Below are 16,329 nucleotides of genomic sequence, written 5' to 3' on the forward strand. Positions count from 1 at the left end.
CCGGCGGCCGCATCCCCGGCGGCCTCATCCCCTGGCACCCCCGCGGACACCTTGCCTGCGGACATCTCCGAGGCCGAACCGGAGGAGCCAATGGCACCCGATCCGGCGCCAGCAGGTTGCCGGCCACGAAGCTTTCGCCCGCTCCCGGACTTCCGCTCACCAGCGTTCCAGCCGCCTGATGTCCGGTGAGCGGTTGTCCCGTCAGAGCCGGCCCCGGATTTCCGCCTGGAATTCAATCCACTGCGGGAACCGTTGTTCTGTCCGAAAGGCATGGCTGGCTAGCGGTTCTCTCCGCTGACCGCTTTCAGTTTCGGCTCAGCCTTCGCCTTGGGCTCGACCGCCGCCTCTTCAGCAGCCAATCCAACACCGAGTTTCTCGCGGATGCGCCGTTCCAGTTCGTCGGTCAGGTCGGGGTTGTCGAGCAGGAACTTCCGTGCGTTTTCCTTACCCTGGCCCAGCTGGTCGCCGTCGTAGGTGAACCAGGCACCCGATTTCTTCACGAGACCGTTCTCGACTCCAACATCGATCAGCCCGCCCTCACGGGAAATTCCATAGCCGTACAGGATGTCGAATTCGGCTTGTTTGAAGGGGGGTGCCATCTTGTTCTTGACTACCTTGGCGCGGGTCCGGTTTCCTACCGGGACAGCGCCCTCCTTGAGGGTTTCAATCCGGCGTACATCGATGCGGATGGAGGCGTAGAACTTCAGCGCCTTGCCGCCCGTAGTGGTCTCGGGGCTACCGAAGAACACGCCGATCTTCTCGCGCAACTGGTTGATGAAAATAGCTGTGGTTTTGCTTTGGGCGAGACGGCCGGTGATCTTCCGGAGCGCCTGGCTCATCAGCCGTGCCTGCAGGCCCACATGGCTATCTCCCATGTCACCCTCGATTTCCGCGCGGGGCACCAGCGCAGCCACCGAGTCAATGACGATCACATCGATCGATCCTGACCCGATCAGCATGTCCATGATTTCCAGCGCCTGCTCACCGGTGTCCGGCTGGGAGACCAGGAGCGCGTCGGTGTCGACGCCGAGCCGCTTCGCGTATTCGGGGTCGAGTGCGTGTTCAGCATCAATGAATGCCGCGATGCCACCGTTGCGCTGCGCGTTGGCGACCGCGTGCAGTGCCAGCGTGGTCTTACCCGAGGACTCTGGTCCGTAGATTTCGACGACCCTGCCGCGGGGCAGCCCGCCTATGCCCAGTGCAGCGTCAAGTGCGATGGAGCTGGTCGAAATCGTTTCGATGGGGGCGCGCACCTCATCACCCAGGCGCATCACCGAGCCTTTGCCATACTGCTTGTCGATCTGCGCAAGTGCTGCTTCGAGAGCTTTCTCGCGGTCTGCTGGTGCGGCCATTCTTCACCTCGGTTGGTTATGGCCGTTGCGGCCGTTTTCGTGTTCAATTCGACCGTAGCCCGGGGCACTGACAAATTGAGAAGCTTCACGGCGTATGTGGATAACCACGACAGCCGTCTGTTAGAAATGATAGTCCTATCCGAACAAGTATTCGAATAACTTGGGCGGCGTGTCAGGTGCCGCATCCCGACTATTTGGGAGTGATGTCCTTGCCTAACCGGCGTTCCGACGGGACATCCTGGAGGTCACACACCGCGACCCAGATATCGCGCGGGCTGATTCCGGCACCCAGGGCCTCTTCGGGCGTGCGGCCGCCGAGTTCGGCGAGGACGATCGTTCGGGCCAGGGTACGGGAGTACCCCGCGCCGAACTCGTCATCCATAAGCCGCCAAAAGGCACTGGTGCGCATGATGTAATCCTCTCACTGTCTCTGAGTTCGCTGACTTGCTGGCCCGCTTTCGGGGCCGGTTGATGAGCGATTGTGTGCGTAACCATAGAATGAAGCACATGACAGCCGAGCACCGTGAAGCCGATCCCGCCGTAGACACTGCCATCCAGGCATTGGAACAACAACTGAGCATGCTGTGGCGGAGGGCACGATCGAACTCCTACAAGGTGGCCCGGCGCGTCCACCCGGACATGGAACCGGCCGCCTACGGCCTGCTGGTGATCCTTCAGCGGGAGGGCGCCATGCGGCTGACCGACATTGCGGCGAGTATCGGCGTCGGCAAACCATCGGTCAGCCGGCAGATAGCGATGCTCGAACAACTCGGCCTGGTCCAGAAGGAAGCCGACCCGCTCGATGGCCGGGCCCAGTCGATTACCCTGACCCCCGCCGGCTCGAAGCAGCTGGTCGCCGCCCAGACCGCCCGTAAGGAAGCGTTCCACAACCTGATGGACGACTGGGATGTCAAGGACCTCACCACCCTGGGGACCCTGATTGCCCAACTCAATGAGACGTACACCAAAGACAACTGGTGATTGACAACAAACTGTTGATAACACGCTGTTGACAACAAACTGAAGCCCGCCGGAGTGTTCCGGCGGGCTTCAGTCAAATCGCTGTGGACGCTGAGTTAGCGGTTCGTTGCGGCCAGTCCGCGGCTGAAATCCTCGGATAGGTCGGCCGGGATGTCGTCGACAAACGCCCGGGCGAATTCCTGGGGCACCGTGTCAGGGACTGATACGCCCTCTGCCTCGGCGAGACGATCGCTGACTTCGCGGAGCATGAGGGACAACGGAACATCGAGCGCGGTGCAGATCGAGGACAGGAGCTCAGACGATGCTTCCTTCTGGCCCCGCTCTACCTCGCTGAGGTAACCAAGGGAGACTCGAGCACTATGCGAAACCTCGCGTAGTGTGCGGCCCTGCCGCTGGCGGACGTCCCGCAGGACATCGCCGATCTCATGGCGTAGCACTACCATTTTGCGCTCCTTCGGCTTGCGCTGTGCATCTTCCGCCAACCCCACATCCCGCCAACGGACTACTCCGTTAATGGATACGGGTTGCTTTACCATCTGAATCGCCATGCTCCCTCGTTGCAATTGATCCGGTGTCTCCTTAGGAAGGTGTACCGGCTTGGTAGTTTCAAGCCTAAGCTGTCAACCTGTTCAATGGCTGACAGTAATGATAACTGTTCAGTCCTGGGATTTGTTCCCTGCAGCCTGGTCGCGTAACACGGCGCCCAGCAGATTCAGTGCGGCGGCACAGGCGTGCCTCCGGACCGACTCCCGGTCGCCGTCGAACAGGTATTCGTTCACCGTCGTCCCGGCCGCTGATGCTACGGCCACGAAGACGGTGCCCACCGCCTTACCGGCGTGTGGCTCGGGTCCCGCAGCTCCGGTGGTGGAAACGCCCAGATCGGCGTCGAAGACGCGCCGTGCGCCTTCCGCCATCTGGCGTGCGACGACGGCGTCCACCGCCCCGGTCGCGGCGATCCCTGCGGAGTCGACGCCGAGAATGTCCACCTTGATCTGGTTCTGGTAGGTCACCGCCCCACCCTGCAACACCGCGGATGCGCCCGGCACCGAGCCCAGCGCGGCGCTGACCATCCCGGCGGTCAGCGACTCGGCAGTGGCGATGGTGAGGTGACAGGCTGTTGCCTGGCGGATCACCTCTGCGGCAGGCCCAGCGGGAACTAACGGTTCCATCGGTGCCGCGCTTACGACGTCGGGCTGCCGGGGTGCCCGGTTGAACGCGCATCCCGCCGGAGCCGGATCGCCTGGATAATGTAGTCGATCCCGGTGACGACGGTGACGGCGACGGCTGCCAGCATCACCGTGATGGCCAGCCAGGAATACCAGTCACCTAACACCCCGGCCAGTGGCAGCAGGTACAGGAAGATGGCGAAGGTCTGGATGACCGTTTTGAGTTTCCCGCCGCGCGAGGCTGGCATCACTCCGTAGCGGATGACGGCGAACCGCAGCACGGTGATGCCCAGTTCGCGGACCAGGATCACGATGGTGACCCACCACCAGAGTTCTCCAATGACAGAGAGCAGGATCAGTGCGGCACCTATGAGCAGTTTGTCGGCGATAGGGTCGGCGATCTTCCCAAAGTCGGTGATTAGCCCGCGGCTCCGGGCCAGGTCGCCGTCGAGTTTATCGGTGTAGATCGCGACGGCGAACACCGCCACCGCCAGCCAGCGGAAAAGCCCGCCCGAGCCATCGGCGGCCGAGTCGTCCAGGAGCAGAAACCAGATGAAGAACGGGACGAGAAGGATCCGCACCACCGTAAGGACGTTGGCAATGTTCAGCGTAGGGACCTGTTTGGCCGGAGGAATACTCACGGCATAAGGCTACCTTCCCGTGAGGCTCCAGGCGTCAGTTGAGCCGTCATCGTCGTCGTCCGAGCCGTCATGGTACTGGCCCNCCCGCCTGGTGGCGAGCCTCGAGATCGTCGGCCACCAGGTCGATCGGTGGTGCCTGCGGGGCGCTGGGCGCCGGCTCGTCGGGGACGGACACGGGTCCGTCACCGCGCATGGCGCCGAGTACCGCTGCCAGGTCATCAGGCTTGACCAGGACGTCGCGGGCCTTTGAGCCTTCCGAGGGACCCACCACACCGCGGGACTCCAACAGGTCCATGAGCCGGCCCGCCTTGGCGAAGCCGACCCGCAGTTTACGCTGCAGCATGGACGTGGAACCGAACTGGGTGGTGACCACCAGTTCCGTGGCCTGCAGGAGAACGTCGAGGTCGTCGCCGATGTCGTCGTCGATCTGCTTTTTCGGCGCCTCGACCGCCACATCCTCACGGTAGTTGGCCTTCAGCTGGCCCTTGACGTGTTCCACCACCCGGTGGATTTCGGACTCCGTGACCCAGGCGCCCTGCACGCGCATGGGCTTGGATGCGCCCATGGGCAGGAACAGCGCGTCGCCCTGGCCGATGAGCTTTTCGGCGCCCGGCTGGTCCAGGACCACGCGGGAGTCGGTGACCGACGACGTCGCGAACGCCATCCGGGACGGAACGTTGGCTTTGATCAGGCCGGTGACGACGTCGACCGATGGCCGCTGGGTGGCGAGCACCAGGTGGATGCCGGCGGCGCGCGCCAGCTGGGTGATGCGCACGATCGAGTCCTCGACGTCGCGCGGGGCGACCATCATCAGGTCGGCGAGCTCGTCGACGATGACCAGCAGATACGGGTACGGGCGCACCACGCGCTTGGAACCCTCGGGCGGGATGACCTTCCCGTTCCGGACCGCCTTGTTGAAGTCGTCGATGTGCTTGTAGCCGTAGTTGGCGAGATCGTCATAGCGGGTGTCCATTTCACGGACTACCCACTGCAGGGCCTCGGCGGCCTTCTTGGGGCTGGTGATGATGGGCGTGATCAGGTGCGGCACGCCTTCGTAGGCGGTGAGCTCCACCCGCTTGGGGTCGACCATCACCATGCGCACCTCGTCGGGGGTGGAGCGCATCAGGATCGAGGTGATCATGGAGTTCACAAACGATGATTTACCGGCACCGGTGGCACCGGCAACCAGCAGGTGGGGCATCTTGGCCAGGTTGGCGACGACGAACCCGCCCTCAACGTCCTTGCCGACACCCATCACCATCGGGTGTTCGGTCTTGCGGGCGTTGCCGGACCGCAGCACGTCGCCCAGTGACACCGTTTCACGGTCGGTGTTGGGGATCTCGATGCCGATGGCCGACTTGCCCGGAATCGGGGACAGGATGCGGACGTCGGAACTCGCGACGGCGTAGGAGATGTTCTTGGACAGCGCGGTCACCCGTTCCACCTTGGTGCCCGGCGCCAGCTCGATTTCGTAGCGGGTGACAGTGGGGCCGCGGGAGAACCCCGTGACCTTCGCGTCAACGTGGAACTGGTCGAGGGTGTGGGTCAGGGCTGCGACCACAGAGTCGTTGGCTTCGGACCGTTCCTTGGGCGGGGTACCGGCGGGCAGGTAGTCCGACGGCGGCAGGGTGTACGTGACGTCGCCGGCCAGCTGCAGCTGCTCGGTGCGCTGCGGCATGGGGGTCGGCGGGATCTGCGGCTGCACCGGATTGGACGGTACCTGTGGTGCGGGGGTAGGGAGGACCGCCATCGCCTCGGTGGCCGGTTCAGGGTTGCCACCGGGGTCGTGGGCGCGGTCGTTGGGATCTGTGGGGATGCCATGATCCTGTTTGATCTTCTCGGTGGCGCGTTCCTGCTGGGTAGGACGCCGGACGCCCGGTGGTACCCGCGGTTCGGTGGGGACCGGCGCCGCCTGGTGCGCCTGAGTCTGGTGCTGGGTGTCGTCGTCGTCGGCCAGGACTGCCCGCTCGAATGCTTCATCACCGACGTACCCGTCAAGCTCGGCCTGGGCGCGGTCGGCCGCACGATCGCGTCCGAAGAGACGCATCTTGCGTTTGGGTTTCCTACCGGGTGCCGAGTGGCGCTCGTCGAGGTAGCTTTGATCATGTTTTTCGGTGGCCGGGTCGGTTCCCCGTTCCTTGGTGCCCTGCTGGTCCCGCTCGATGAGGTCCTGGCCCATCAGGTGCTCATACAGGGCGCGCAGCCGGGAGGGGATGTGGCGGAACGGGGTGGCGGTAATGATCAGCAGACTCAGGAAAATGAGTGCCGAGAGCAGCACGATCACCGGCCATTCGGTCAGGATTCCGCTGAGCGGGCCGGCCACGAGGAAGCCGACCACTCCCCCGGCCTGCCAGAGGCGTTCGAAACCGTCGGCGAGGGCTGGCGCTCCCCCCGAGAGGTGGGCGATACCTGAACCCGCGAACAGGGCAATGGTCATCCCAATGCCCACCCGGTTGTTGGCCCGGTGGTTCTCCGGATACCTGAAGAGGCGCACCGCGCCGATCAGCAGCATGAACGGCACAAGCAGCGCCATCCAACCGAAGGTTCCAGCGGCGACAGCGTGCACCACATCGGCGCCGGGCCCCGTGAGCGCCCACCACTCGACTGCGGCGACTGCCACGCTGAGGATCATCAGGAACAGGCCGGTGCCGTCCCGGCGGAGCTCCTTATCCGGGTGGACGTCGTGCCCGAACTTGCGGATACCCGAGGCGACCATGTGGGCGGCCCCCATCCACAGCCCCCGGAGTGCGCGCAGAGGCAGGGGAAGCGTGTCCCCGGGCAGCGCGGGCTGCTGTTTGGTGGGTTGCCGGGTGTTGCCACCGCTTTTGTTTGCGCCGCTACGGCCCGAAGTTGAACGCGCAGCAGCCGAGGTGTTCTTACCGCGCGACTGCTGTGAACCTCTGGGGCCCGGGGAAGTACGAGTCGCCATAGTGCCAACGGTACCGGACATAGCCCCGGATTCCCCGGACATACGCGGCCGGATCTGCGTTGCCGCATGCAGTGCTGCTCGGCAGGTGGGGGCGTCCGCCGAGCATCGACAGCTCTGCCCGGTGAGCTGGGAGTCCCGGCGAGCAGGCCTGCTGCCGGTTTCGGCTCCTACGCCTCCAGGACCACCGGAATGATCATCGGCCGGCGGCGGTAGCGCCTATTCACCCAGGTACCAATCACCCGGCGGACCACCTGTTGCAGCTGGTAGACGGTGTGGTCCTTGTTGCTCATTACTGCTTCTTCGAGTGCGGCGTTGAGTTTGGGCTTGATCTCATCGAACACCGAGTCGTCTTCGGCGAAACCCCGGGCGTGGATGTCGGGACCGGACACGATCTTGCCGGTGCTCCTGTTGACCACCGTGACGATGGAGATGAACCCCTCCTCGCCGAGGATCCGGCGGTCCTTCAGGTCGGCGTCGGTGATCTCGCCGATGCTGGACCCGTCCACATAGACGAAACCGCATTCCACCGCCCCGACCACGCGGGCTACCCCGCCCACCAGGTCAATGACCGAACCGTCGTCGGTGAGCAGCACGTTTTCGCTCGGGATCCCGGTCTGCTCGGCGAGCCGGGCGTTGGCAATCAGGTGGCGGGTTTCGCCGTGGACAGGCATGACGTTCCGGGGCCTGAGGATGTTGTAGCAGTACAGCAGCTCACCGGCTGCAGCGTGCCCGGACACATGGACCTTTTCGTTGCCCTTGTGGATGACGTCGGCGCCGAGCTTGAGCAGCCCGTTGATGACCCTGAACACGGCGTTCTCGTTGCCCGGGATCAGTGAGGACGCGAGGATCACGGTGTCGCCCTTGCCGACGGTGATCCGGTGGTCGCCGTTGGCCATCCGGGACAGGGCGGCCATCGGCTCACCCTGGGAGCCGGTGGACATGAGAACCACCTTGTCGTCCGGCAGGGTGTCCACGTTTTTGATGTCCACGAGAATGCCGTCGGGAACCCTGAGGTAGCCGAGCATCGCGGCGATGGCCATGTTCCGCACCATCGAGCGGCCGGCGAAGCAGACGAAACGCCCGTGCGCTTCGGCGGCGTCGAGCACTTGCTGTACCCGGTGGATGTGGGACGAGAACGACGCGACGATGATCCGTTTGGTGACCTGCCCAAACAGCCGGTTCAGGACCGGTCCGATCTCGCGTTCGGCGGTGGTGAAACCGGGCACGTCGGCGTTGGTCGAGTCGACCATGAGGAGGTCAACTCCCTCTTCGCCGAGCCGCGCGAACGCCCTCAGGTCGGTGATGCGCCCGTCCAGGGGCAACTGGTCCATCTTGAAGTCGCCGGTGTGCAGGACGTTTCCTGCGCTGGTGCGGATGAAGACCGCGAGGGCATCCGGGATGGAGTGGTTGACCGCCACGAACTCGCACTCGAACGGTCCGAACTGTTCAATCTGCCCCTCGGTGACGGTGAGGGTGTAGGGGGTGATCCGGTGTTCCTGCAGTTTCGCTTCGATCAGGGCCAACGTGAGCTGGGAGCCGATCAGCGGGATGTCTTTTTTGTGCCGCAGCAGATACGGAACAGCGCCAATGTGGTCCTCATGACCGTGCGTCAGGACCAGTCCGACGACGTCGTCGAGCCGGTCCTCGAGGTACGAAAAGTCGGGGAGGATCAGGTCGACGCCGGGCTGGTTTTCCTCGGGAAACAGCACCCCACAGTCGACGATCAGGAGTTTTCCGTCCAGTTCGAACACCGCCATGTTCCGACCGATTTCGCCGAGGCCGCCCAGGGGGACGATGCGCAGAACGCCCGGTGCGAGTTCTGGTGGGGCGATGAGTGCGGTGGCGGCCGATACCGTCATGCGGGTGTTCCGTCAGCGGTCCGGGTGGAGCGCGGGCGGTCGAAGTTCATCCCCGCTTCGGCCAGGTCGGCGAGCACGGTTTCCATCTCGACGGCGGTGGGTCCGACCAGGGGCAGCCGCACCGCAGCGTTGGGGATCAGCCCCTGCCGTTTGAGGATCTGCTTCGCCGAGACGGCTCCGGGGATGTGGGTCATCACCGCGCGCACCACCGGGTCGAGCTCAAAGTGGATCCGGCGGGCGGTGGCCACGTCCCCGGCGCCCGCGGCGTCGACCAGCGCCCTGAACTGGGCGGTGGCCACGTGTGCGCTGACACTGACCACACCGACGCCGCCAGCCATCATCCAGGGGAGGGTGAGGCCGTCGTCGCCCGAGTACACGTCGAGCGTGGTGTTGGCGAGCACCCTGGTGATCTCCGCGAAATCCGCCTTGGCATCCTTGAGCGCGACAATCCTGGGATTGTCCGCCAGCCGGATCATGGTCTCGGTCTGGATCGGGATGCTGGACCGGCCTGGGATGTCGTAAATCATGATGGGCAGCTCGGTGGCAGCGGCAATCGCTTCGAAGTGGGCCAGCACACCGGCCTGGGTGGGCTTGTTGTAGTACGGGGTGACCACCAGTTGTCCGTCGACGCCAGCGCGCACGGCACGCTGCGCCATCTCGATGGAGTGCGAGGTGTGGTTGGTTCCGGTGCCGGCGATGACCTTCGCCCGCCCGCCCACGGCTTCCACGACCACCCGGAACAGGTCTTCCTTTTCCTGGTCCTCCAGCGTGGAGGTCTCACCGGTGGTCCCGGAGATCACCAGGCCGTCGCAGCCGTCGTCGACCAGGTGAGTCGCGAGCTGGGCGGTGGCCTCGAAGTCCACGCTGCCGTCAGCGTGGAACGGGGTCACCATCGCTGTGACCAGGGTGCCGAAGGGAAGGGTGCGGGTGTCGGTTTGAGCCATGGGTAAAACGTTACCCGGTTCGACACCGTTTAGCTTCCGCTGCACATCGCCGCCGTGGGGCTGACTCCCCGCTGTGAGACGATCAGGTCATGGTATCTGGCAAGGTAACCCGCCGGCTGAGCGGGGTCGACGCCGCCCGCGGTGTGGCGCTGTTTGGGATGATGAGCACCCACATTTTTGCCCTGTACGTTCCGGGCACGGCCGAGGCGTCATGGGTGGCCCTGGTTTTCTCCGGCCGGGCATCAGCCCTGTTCGCCGTCGTCGCCGGGCTCGGCCTTGCCCTGTTGACCGGAGGGAACCGGATCCACCACCGCAACGCCATCGGGATGGACCGCCGGGGCATCGCGGCACGTGCGGCCGTCATCATGGTGATCGGGCTGATGCTGGGCGGACTGGAAACCAACATCGCCATCATCCTCTTCCACTACGGGGTGCTGTTCCTGCTGGCGCTGCCGTTCGTCTCCATGCCGTTCAGGCGGCTTCTCTGGTGGGCAGCAGGCTGGCTGCTCCTTTCGCCGGTCGCCGCCTATTTGCTGCGGCCCTGGATCGCCGAGACGGTCAATCCGCCGTCGATTGGTGGGAATCCGCTCTGGGAAACGCTGCTGGAACCGGCCACGCTGCTGGCCGACATCACCGTGACCGGTTACTACCCGGCGTTGCAGTGGCTGAGCTACATCCTGATCGGCATGGCGATCGGCCGTCTACCACTCCGGGACAAACGGGTACAACTGGGCCTGGTGGTGTCCGGTGCGACCCTGGCCGTGGCGGCGAAACTCGTCAGCGGCTACCTCCTCGGCCCGTTGGGCGGTCTGGCGGCACTGCTGCAGACCCCCGACGGCAGCAGATACCCGCTGGCGGCAATGATGAGCGTCAGCCTGACGGGGGTCGACCAATCCGATTCGTGGTGGTGGCTGGCCGTGAGCGCACCCCACTCGGGCTCCCCCCTGGACCTGCTGCACACCGGCGGGACGGCTGCCCTGGTGATTGGGCTGTGCCTGCTGGCCACCCGGCGGTTTGAATCCGCGCTACTCCCCCTGTCGGCAGCCGGGGCGATGACCCTGACCCTTTACGCGGTTCATATCTGGACCATGAGCGTTGTCGATGCCCAGACCCCGGCGCCCGACCCGGCGCTGGTGTATTGGGGCCAGGCGGTCGTGTTTGTTGTCCTCGGCATCCTCTTCCAGCGCATCAACGCCCGCGGGCCCCTGGAGTTACTGACCTCCGGAGCGTCGCGGGCGGCGCGGGCGGGTGTGAACAGCTAACGCTGTTAGCGGGCTGCGTTGTACAGTTTCCCGGCGGTGCGCATGGAGCGCCTCGCCCTGGTCCTGTCCCCGGCTGCGTCGTAGGCGCAGGAGAGCCTGAACCAGCCGCGCCAGTCGTCCGGCGCCGCCTCAACCTCCGCCTGGTATTCGGGGAACCGTGCGTCCGCTGCCGACCGGACAATCCGACCGGCGGGGGTACGGGGCAGGTCGTCGATGGGGAGCCCTCCCTCGGCATCAAGGTCGGACGCCATCTTTGAGGTCTGTATCCCGAACAGCAGTTCGCGGATCATGGCCCACCCGCCGATCAGCGGCAACAGGAGGTAGGCGAGCCCGAGTGCCTTGGCGACCAGGTCCGGGTCGGTGAGGAGGATGACGCTGCGTTGCAGGGCGATGATCAGCCAGAAGACGAGCAGCAGGCTCACCAGTGCGACGCCGATTTTGGCCCGGTGGCGTTTTACTGCGTCAAGGAACCCAGCTGTTTCGGCCATGGGGGAGGTCACGCTTCCAGTTCGAGGTAGCCGTCCAGCCCGACCGTCAGGCCGGGGTGGGACGCGACACCGCGCACGCCCAGCAGCACGCCGGGCATGAATGATTCGCGGTGGTAGGAGTCATGGCGAATGGTGAGCTGCTCGCCAACGCCACCGAGGAGCACCTCCTGGTGCGCGACCAGACCGCGCAGCCGTACCGAGTGCACCCGGACGCCGTCGACGTCGGCGCCGCGGGCGCCGTCGAGCTCGGCGGTGGTTGCGTCGGGGCTGGCGGGAAGGCCGGCTTCCCGGCGTGTTTGCGCGATCAGGTTCGCGGTCCGCACGGCGGTACCCGAGGGAGCGTCCACCTTGTCCGGATGATGCAGTTCGACGATCTCAACCGACTCGAAGTATTTGGCTGCCCGCGCGGCGAACGCTGAGGCCAGCACCGAGCCGACCGCGAAGTTCGGGGCGATCAGCACCCCGGTGGTCGGGTGATCAGCGAGCAGACTGCCGAGCTGCTGCAGCCGTGATTCGTCCCACCCGGTAGTCCCGACGACGGCATGGATGCCGCGCTCCACGGCGAACACCACGTTGTCGAAGGTCGCGTCGGGGACGGAGAGGTCGACGATGCATTGCGCGCCGGCCGCGACAATGGTGTCCAGGGTGTCTTCGCGCCCGAGGGCTGCCACCAGTTTCAGGTCCGCTGCGGCGTCGATGGCCTTGACGGCCTCCGACCCCATGCGGCCGGCGGCGCCGAGTACGGCCACGGCAAGTTGTTCAGTCATAACACCCAACCCTACTGATCGGGCACTCCCCTGCCCATTTGGGTCAGGAGTCCCCCGCGGTGGCTGCGGATCCGGCACCCACCCACTCGACGGTCCCGTCGGTGAAGAACTGTTCCTTCCAGATGGGGACCTTTTCCTTGACGGTGTCCACCAGCTCGGAGCAGGCGGCGAAGGCTTCGCCCCGGTGGGCGGAGGCGACAGCTGCCACCAGGGCAGGGTCACCAATGGTTAGCGGACCGACGCGGTGCGCCACCCAGATCCGAACGCCCTGGTACCGGGCGGCGATCCCGTCGGCGATCTCGCCGATAATCCGCTCAGCGCTGGGGTGCGCCGAGTAGCTCAGCGACGTGACGTCGCGGCCGCCGTCGTGGTTTCTCACCACCCCGCCGAAACCCACTACCGCTCCACAGTCCGGTGCGTCGACCTGGGCGAGGGCCTCATCGAGGCTGATGCTTTGCTGCGCGAGGGACACATGCACCACGTGGCTAGTGTTCATTTTTTCCTTCCAGCTGGGAGCAGATGTGCCCCAGCAGTGGTTTGAGCACTGCCAACCCGTCCCGGACCCCGCCGGGTGAGCCGGGCAGGTTGATCACGAAGGTGCTTCCGGCGGTGCCAGCATGACCACGGCTCAGTGCTGCTGTTGGGACCTTCTCGGTACCGAGGCGCCGGAGCGCTTCCATCACGCCGGGCAGGTGGCGCTGAAGGTAGGGTGCGGTTTGTTCGGGGGTGACATCGTCGGGGCTCAACCCGGTGCCGCCGCTGGTGATAACCACCGACGGTGAGCCCTTGAGCACGTCACCGATCGTTTGGCCCACGGCGTCGCCGTCGGGCACCACCAGGGTTTCCTGCGGCGCGAAGCCGTTCTCCAGCAGCCAGCTGTGGATGAGTGGACCGCACTCGTCCTGGTAAACCCCGGCGGCTGCGCGGGTCGAGGCGATGATCACCGCTGCGGTGCGCGGGGCGCTCATGCCGTCCAGTCCCCGCTCTTGCCGCCGGACTTCGCCAGCACTTTCGTGTCAGTGATGATGGCCCGCTTGTCCACTGCCTTGATCATGTCGTAGAGCGCGAGGGCTGCCAGGGAGGCACCGGTCAGGGCTTCCATCTCGACGCCGGTGACTGCCGTTGTCTTGACCGCGCAGGTAATTGTCACGGCGTTCTCGGCGGCCTCGAAATCCACGGTGATCTTGCTCAAGGGCAGGGGGTGGCAGAGCGGGATCAGTGCGGACGTCTGCTTGGCAGCCAGGATGCCGGCCACCCGCGCGACGGCGAGTGCGTCGCCTTTGGGCAGGCCACCGGCGGTGATCAGTCCGACCACCTCCGCGGTGGTGTGCAGGATGGCCTGTGCGGTGGCTTCGCGGGTGGTTTCAGCCTTCGCCGACACATCGACCATGTGGGCGCTGCCGTCTGCGCGGACGTGGCTCAATGACGACGGGCTGGGGTTCTCGGTCATGCTGTCCTTACTGGTTCTCGATACTTAGCTGTGCTCTGGCCCGGCCACGGCGAGGAGGCTCGCTGCGGGAATCCCAAAGGATGGTGCGCCGTGCACCCCATCCACCAACCAGACGGTAACCAGATCCCCCGCGGCCAGGCAACCGGTGCCAGCCGGTAGGTGGACCAGCACGTTTGATTCGGCCAGCGCATGGATCAGGTGCGATCCCGGGCCGCCTACCAGCCTAACCGTTCCGAGCGCTTCCCCCGCTGCCGCCCGGGGCGTGTACCAGCCCCGCCGGACCTGGTGTTTGGCCTCGGGCGAGGTGACCTCCTCTTCGAGCGCGGCGGTCAGCGCGACCCGAGGATGAGGGGTCCCCGCGACGGCGGTCAGCGCTGGGCGGAGGAACATTTCGAAGGAGACGAGCGCGCTGACCGGGTTGCCCGGGAACCCCAGGAACGGGACACCGCCGATGGTCCCCAACGCCTGCGGTCCGCCCGGTTGCATGGCGACCGAGAGGAACTCGACGCTGCTATTGGCCAGCGCCTGCTTCACCACCTCATACGCGCCCTGACTGATGCCACCGGTGGTGAGGATCAGGTGGATGCCACTGTCGGCCACCGCCGCGAACGCCTCCCGCAGCAGGGCAGGATTGTCATCCATCAGTCGGTGGCGGACGACGGCGGCGCCCGCGTCCAGGAGTGCGCTTTCGAGCAGTGTGGTGTTGGCGTCGAAGATTTTGCCGGGTTGCGGGGTGCTGCCGGGCTCCTGTACTTCGTCCCCGGTGGTCAGCAGCAGGACGGTGAAGGGACGGCGCACCGGGACGGTTGCCACGCCGCAGGCCGCGAGGAGGCCCAGTTGGGCCGGGCCGAGGAGTGTCCCGGCGGTGAGGGCCGCTGTACCGGCCGCGATGTCGCTGCCGATCCGGCGGATGAAGGCACCGGGCTCGACCGTCCCGGGGAGGTCAACGGTCAGGGCGACGCCTGACGCGTAGTCCGCAGCCGAATAGAACTGGGCGGGTGTGACCCGTTCGATTGGGACGACGGCACCGGTGTGGCGGGGAATCATGGCGCCGGTCATGATGGGCGCGGCGGTCCCCTGAACCAGGTCCGGCGGTTCGATGCCAGCCGGAATGGGAGCTCCGACGCTGAGGGTTAGCCCCCGATGGTCGCTGATTACATCCACATCGGCCTCATGGATGGCGTAACCGTCCATCTGCGAGTTATCGAACGGAGGCAGACTCACCGGGGCGGGCAGATCGGTGGCCAGCACCCGGCCGCGGGNCGGGCCGCCGCCAGCGGAAGGTGGTCGTTGTTCGACTCTGCCCGGCTATCGGCCAGACTGTCGGCGGGGTAGCCGCTGCTGTAGCGCAGCAGCCCCAGCACGGCTTGCTGATGTTCCTCGACGCTTCTGATCATGGGATCCCTACCTGCCCTCACGGTTAGCTCTGATGCTCCACCTTAGGCTCCCATGAAACCGTGCTCAGGCAACCGTGCTCAGGAAACCGTGAACGACACGGTGTGGAGTCCCGTGGCGCCGTCGGGGGTCACCGGTGCCACCCGGTCCACCTGCACCGCCCCCGTCGCATCGACGGCCCGTACCTGCACCGTGTGTGATCCCGGGTCCAGCTGGATGTCGGCCGAGAACTGCCGCCACGTGTCCCGGGAGATCTCGGTTCCCAGCCGGGCGCTCTGCCATCTGCCCCCGTCCACCCTCACCTCGACCCGCTCAATCCCCCGGTGTTGCGCCCAGGCGTAGCCGGCGATCGCGACCGTCCCGGCGGGCACCGTCGAATTGTTTTGGGGGACGTCAATGCGTGAGGAGGTTTTGACCGGCCCACGTTCTGACCAGCCCCGGGTAGACCAGTAGGCGACGTCGTCGTCGTACCGTGTCACTTTCAGCTCGGTCACCCACTTGGTCGCCGAGACGAAACCGTACAGCCCGGGAACCACCAGGCGGACGGGGAACCCATGTTCAACAGGCAGGGTTTCGCCGTTCATTCCGACGGCGATCAGTGAGTCCCGGTCGTCGGTCATGGCTTCCAGCGGAGTGCTGGCGGTGAATCCGTCGATGCTGCGCGACAGCACCATATCGGCCCCCTCCTGGACGCCCGCCATGGCCAGCAGGTCGCGGACCGGCCAGCCGAGCCATTTTGCGTTGCCGATCAGGTCACCGCCCACCACGTTCGAAACGCAGGCGAGGGTGATATAGCTTTCGATCAGGGGCTTGGCCAGGAGCTCGTCGAAGGTCAGCTCGACCTCCCGATCCACCATGCCGGTCACCCGTAGCCGCCAGGTGACCGGATCCACTACCGGCACCACGAGGGCGGTATCGATCCGGTAGTAGTTATCGTTGGGGGTCACGAGCGGTGAAACGCCGTCGACGCCGAGATCCGCCCCTGCGGGAAGCACTGCTGCCGCCGAAGCCCGGTTCGCGCTCGGCGACGGCCTTGGCAGGGAGATCTGTTCCCTGGCGACGGTCACCAGGGATTGGCTGTTGCGCACCCCCGCC

At 65.6% G+C, this 16,329-nt stretch carries 17 protein-coding genes and 1 pseudogene (1 of these 18 running past the window's edge); 2 read left to right on the forward strand and 16 right to left on the reverse strand.

Annotated elements, in window-relative coordinates:
- The 3 genes from B384_RS18850 to B384_RS0112505 all read right to left on the reverse strand — a co-directional run.
- A protein-coding gene (locus tag B384_RS18850; protein ID WP_019483439.1) for a RecX family transcriptional regulator crosses the window boundary here: on the reverse strand, window positions 1–272 show its 5' end (the start). It extends 556 nt beyond the left edge of the window; only the first 272 of its 828 coding nucleotides appear in the window; its start codon is at window positions 270–272; its stop codon lies off the left edge, out of view.
- A gap of 6 nt (window positions 273–278) precedes the next feature.
- Window positions 279–1,352 carry a recombinase RecA gene (recA, locus tag B384_RS0112500; RefSeq protein ID WP_019483440.1) on the reverse strand — a complete coding sequence of 358 codons (1,074 nt, stop codon included), beginning with the start codon at window positions 1,350–1,352 and terminating at the stop codon, window positions 279–281.
- Window positions 1,353–1,542: 190 nt separating this feature from the next.
- Entirely contained in the window at window positions 1,543–1,761 is a 219-nt protein-coding gene (locus B384_RS0112505) for a DUF3046 domain-containing protein (protein WP_024476256.1), read from the reverse strand.
- 98 nt (window positions 1,762–1,859) lie between these two features.
- Between B384_RS0112505 and B384_RS0112510 the strand changes: the two genes are divergently transcribed.
- Complete coding sequence (locus B384_RS0112510; RefSeq protein ID WP_019483442.1) at window positions 1,860–2,333, forward strand: MarR family winged helix-turn-helix transcriptional regulator; 474 nt, start codon at window positions 1,860–1,862, stop codon at window positions 2,331–2,333.
- 95 nt (window positions 2,334–2,428) lie between these two features.
- Here the strand turns inward: B384_RS0112510 and B384_RS0112515 are convergent, their stop codons facing one another.
- The 6 genes and pseudogenes from B384_RS0112515 to dapA all read right to left on the reverse strand — a co-directional run bounded on the left by B384_RS0112515 (window position 2,429) and on the right by dapA (window position 9,872).
- Window positions 2,429–2,869, reverse strand: coding sequence for a helix-turn-helix domain-containing protein (locus tag B384_RS0112515; RefSeq protein WP_024476255.1), 441 nt, complete (start codon window positions 2,867–2,869; stop codon window positions 2,429–2,431).
- Between the two features lie 120 nt (window positions 2,870–2,989).
- Window positions 2,990–3,502, reverse strand: a complete 513-nt coding sequence (locus B384_RS0112520; RefSeq protein WP_024476254.1) for a CinA family protein — start codon at window positions 3,500–3,502, stop codon at window positions 2,990–2,992.
- A gap of 11 nt (window positions 3,503–3,513) precedes the next feature.
- Window positions 3,514–4,140 carry a CDP-diacylglycerol--glycerol-3-phosphate 3-phosphatidyltransferase gene (gene pgsA, locus B384_RS0112525; RefSeq protein WP_019483445.1) on the reverse strand — a complete coding sequence of 209 codons (627 nt, stop codon included), beginning with the start codon at window positions 4,138–4,140 and terminating at the stop codon, window positions 3,514–3,516.
- Between the two features lie 9 nt (window positions 4,141–4,149).
- Window positions 4,150–7,069: pseudogene (locus B384_RS18855) on the reverse strand (DNA translocase FtsK 4TM domain-containing protein).
- A gap of 167 nt (window positions 7,070–7,236) precedes the next feature.
- A complete protein-coding gene (locus B384_RS0112535) occupies window positions 7,237–8,928 on the reverse strand; it encodes a ribonuclease J (RefSeq protein WP_019483447.1) in 1,692 nt (563 codons plus the stop codon).
- Window positions 8,925–9,872, reverse strand: a complete 948-nt coding sequence (gene dapA / locus B384_RS0112540; RefSeq protein WP_019483448.1) for a 4-hydroxy-tetrahydrodipicolinate synthase — start codon at window positions 9,870–9,872, stop codon at window positions 8,925–8,927. Before dapA ends, B384_RS0112535 begins: the two co-directional genes overlap by 4 nt.
- Before the next feature lie 89 nt (window positions 9,873–9,961).
- Between dapA and B384_RS0112545 the strand changes: the two genes are divergently transcribed.
- On the forward strand, window positions 9,962–11,134 hold the full coding sequence (locus B384_RS0112545; protein ID WP_019483449.1) for a heparan-alpha-glucosaminide N-acetyltransferase domain-containing protein: 1,173 nt from the start codon (window positions 9,962–9,964) through the stop codon (window positions 11,132–11,134).
- Window positions 11,135–11,139: 5 nt separating this feature from the next.
- On the opposite strand, the gene B384_RS0112550 is transcribed toward B384_RS0112545, so the two are convergent.
- From B384_RS0112550 to B384_RS0112585, 7 genes are all read right to left on the reverse strand, one after another.
- On the reverse strand, window positions 11,140–11,622 hold the full coding sequence (locus B384_RS0112550; RefSeq protein WP_024476252.1) for a hypothetical protein: 483 nt from the start codon (window positions 11,620–11,622) through the stop codon (window positions 11,140–11,142).
- An 8-nt stretch (window positions 11,623–11,630) separates the two neighbouring features.
- Window positions 11,631–12,389: a 4-hydroxy-tetrahydrodipicolinate reductase gene (gene dapB, locus B384_RS0112555; protein ID WP_019483451.1), complete on the reverse strand. Its 759-nt coding sequence runs from the start codon at window positions 12,387–12,389 to the stop codon at window positions 11,631–11,633.
- A 43-nt stretch (window positions 12,390–12,432) separates the two neighbouring features.
- Complete coding sequence (locus tag B384_RS0112560) at window positions 12,433–12,885, reverse strand: molybdenum cofactor biosynthesis protein MoaE (RefSeq protein ID WP_019483452.1); 453 nt, start codon at window positions 12,883–12,885, stop codon at window positions 12,433–12,435.
- Window positions 12,875–13,357, reverse strand: coding sequence for a MogA/MoaB family molybdenum cofactor biosynthesis protein (locus tag B384_RS0112565; RefSeq protein ID WP_019483453.1), 483 nt, complete (start codon window positions 13,355–13,357; stop codon window positions 12,875–12,877). The genes B384_RS0112560 and B384_RS0112565 overlap by 11 nt, the downstream gene beginning before the upstream one ends.
- Entirely contained in the window at window positions 13,354–13,839 is a 486-nt protein-coding gene (moaC, locus tag B384_RS0112570; protein WP_019483454.1) for a cyclic pyranopterin monophosphate synthase MoaC, read from the reverse strand. The genes B384_RS0112565 and moaC overlap by 4 nt, the downstream gene beginning before the upstream one ends.
- A gap of 24 nt (window positions 13,840–13,863) precedes the next feature.
- A complete protein-coding gene (locus tag B384_RS0112575) occupies window positions 13,864–15,063 on the reverse strand; it encodes a molybdopterin molybdotransferase MoeA (protein ID WP_237715312.1) in 1,200 nt (399 codons plus the stop codon).
- Window positions 15,064–15,314: 251 nt separating this feature from the next.
- Window positions 15,315–16,329, reverse strand: a 1,015-nt coding sequence (locus tag B384_RS0112585; protein WP_026041167.1) for a molybdopterin-dependent oxidoreductase, incomplete at its 5' end; no start/stop codon positions are given.

The sequence above is a fragment of the Arthrobacter sp. TB 23 genome (genome assembly GCF_000294595.1).
Taxonomy (GTDB): Bacteria; Actinomycetota; Actinomycetes; order Actinomycetales; family Micrococcaceae; genus Arthrobacter_D.

What these genes read in the sequence shown, in the direction of transcription:
- B384_RS0112535 (WP_019483447.1), bottom strand. Translation starts at nt 8,928, where the DNA reads ATGACGGTATCGGCCGCCACCGCACTCATCGCCCCACCAGAACTCGCA.
- recA (WP_019483440.1), bottom strand. Translation starts at nt 1,352, where the DNA reads ATGGCCGCACCAGCAGACCGCGAGAAAGCTCTCGAAGCAGCACTTGCG.
- B384_RS0112520 (WP_024476254.1), bottom strand. Translation starts at nt 3,502, where the DNA reads ATGGAACCGTTAGTTCCCGCTGGGCCTGCCGCAGAGGTGATCCGCCAG.
- moaC (WP_019483454.1), bottom strand. Translation starts at nt 13,839, where the DNA reads ATGACCGAGAACCCCAGCCCGTCGTCATTGAGCCACGTCCGCGCAGAC.
- B384_RS0112550 (WP_024476252.1), bottom strand. Translation starts at nt 11,622, where the DNA reads ATGGCCGAAACAGCTGGGTTCCTTGACGCAGTAAAACGCCACCGGGCC.
- B384_RS0112560 (WP_019483452.1), bottom strand. Translation starts at nt 12,885, where the DNA reads ATGAACACTAGCCACGTGGTGCATGTGTCCCTCGCGCAGCAAAGCATC.
- B384_RS0112565 (WP_019483453.1), bottom strand. Translation starts at nt 13,357, where the DNA reads ATGAGCGCCCCGCGCACCGCAGCGGTGATCATCGCCTCGACCCGCGCA.
- B384_RS0112545 (WP_019483449.1), top strand. Translation starts at nt 9,962, where the DNA reads ATGGTATCTGGCAAGGTAACCCGCCGGCTGAGCGGGGTCGACGCCGCC.
- B384_RS0112515 (WP_024476255.1), bottom strand. Translation starts at nt 2,869, where the DNA reads ATGGTAAAGCAACCCGTATCCATTAACGGAGTAGTCCGTTGGCGGGAT.
- dapA (WP_019483448.1), bottom strand. Translation starts at nt 9,872, where the DNA reads ATGGCTCAAACCGACACCCGCACCCTTCCCTTCGGCACCCTGGTCACA.
- dapB (WP_019483451.1), bottom strand. Translation starts at nt 12,389, where the DNA reads ATGACTGAACAACTTGCCGTGGCCGTACTCGGCGCCGCCGGCCGCATG.
- B384_RS0112510 (WP_019483442.1), top strand. Translation starts at nt 1,860, where the DNA reads ATGACAGCCGAGCACCGTGAAGCCGATCCCGCCGTAGACACTGCCATC.
- B384_RS0112505 (WP_024476256.1), bottom strand. Translation starts at nt 1,761, where the DNA reads ATGCGCACCAGTGCCTTTTGGCGGCTTATGGATGACGAGTTCGGCGCG.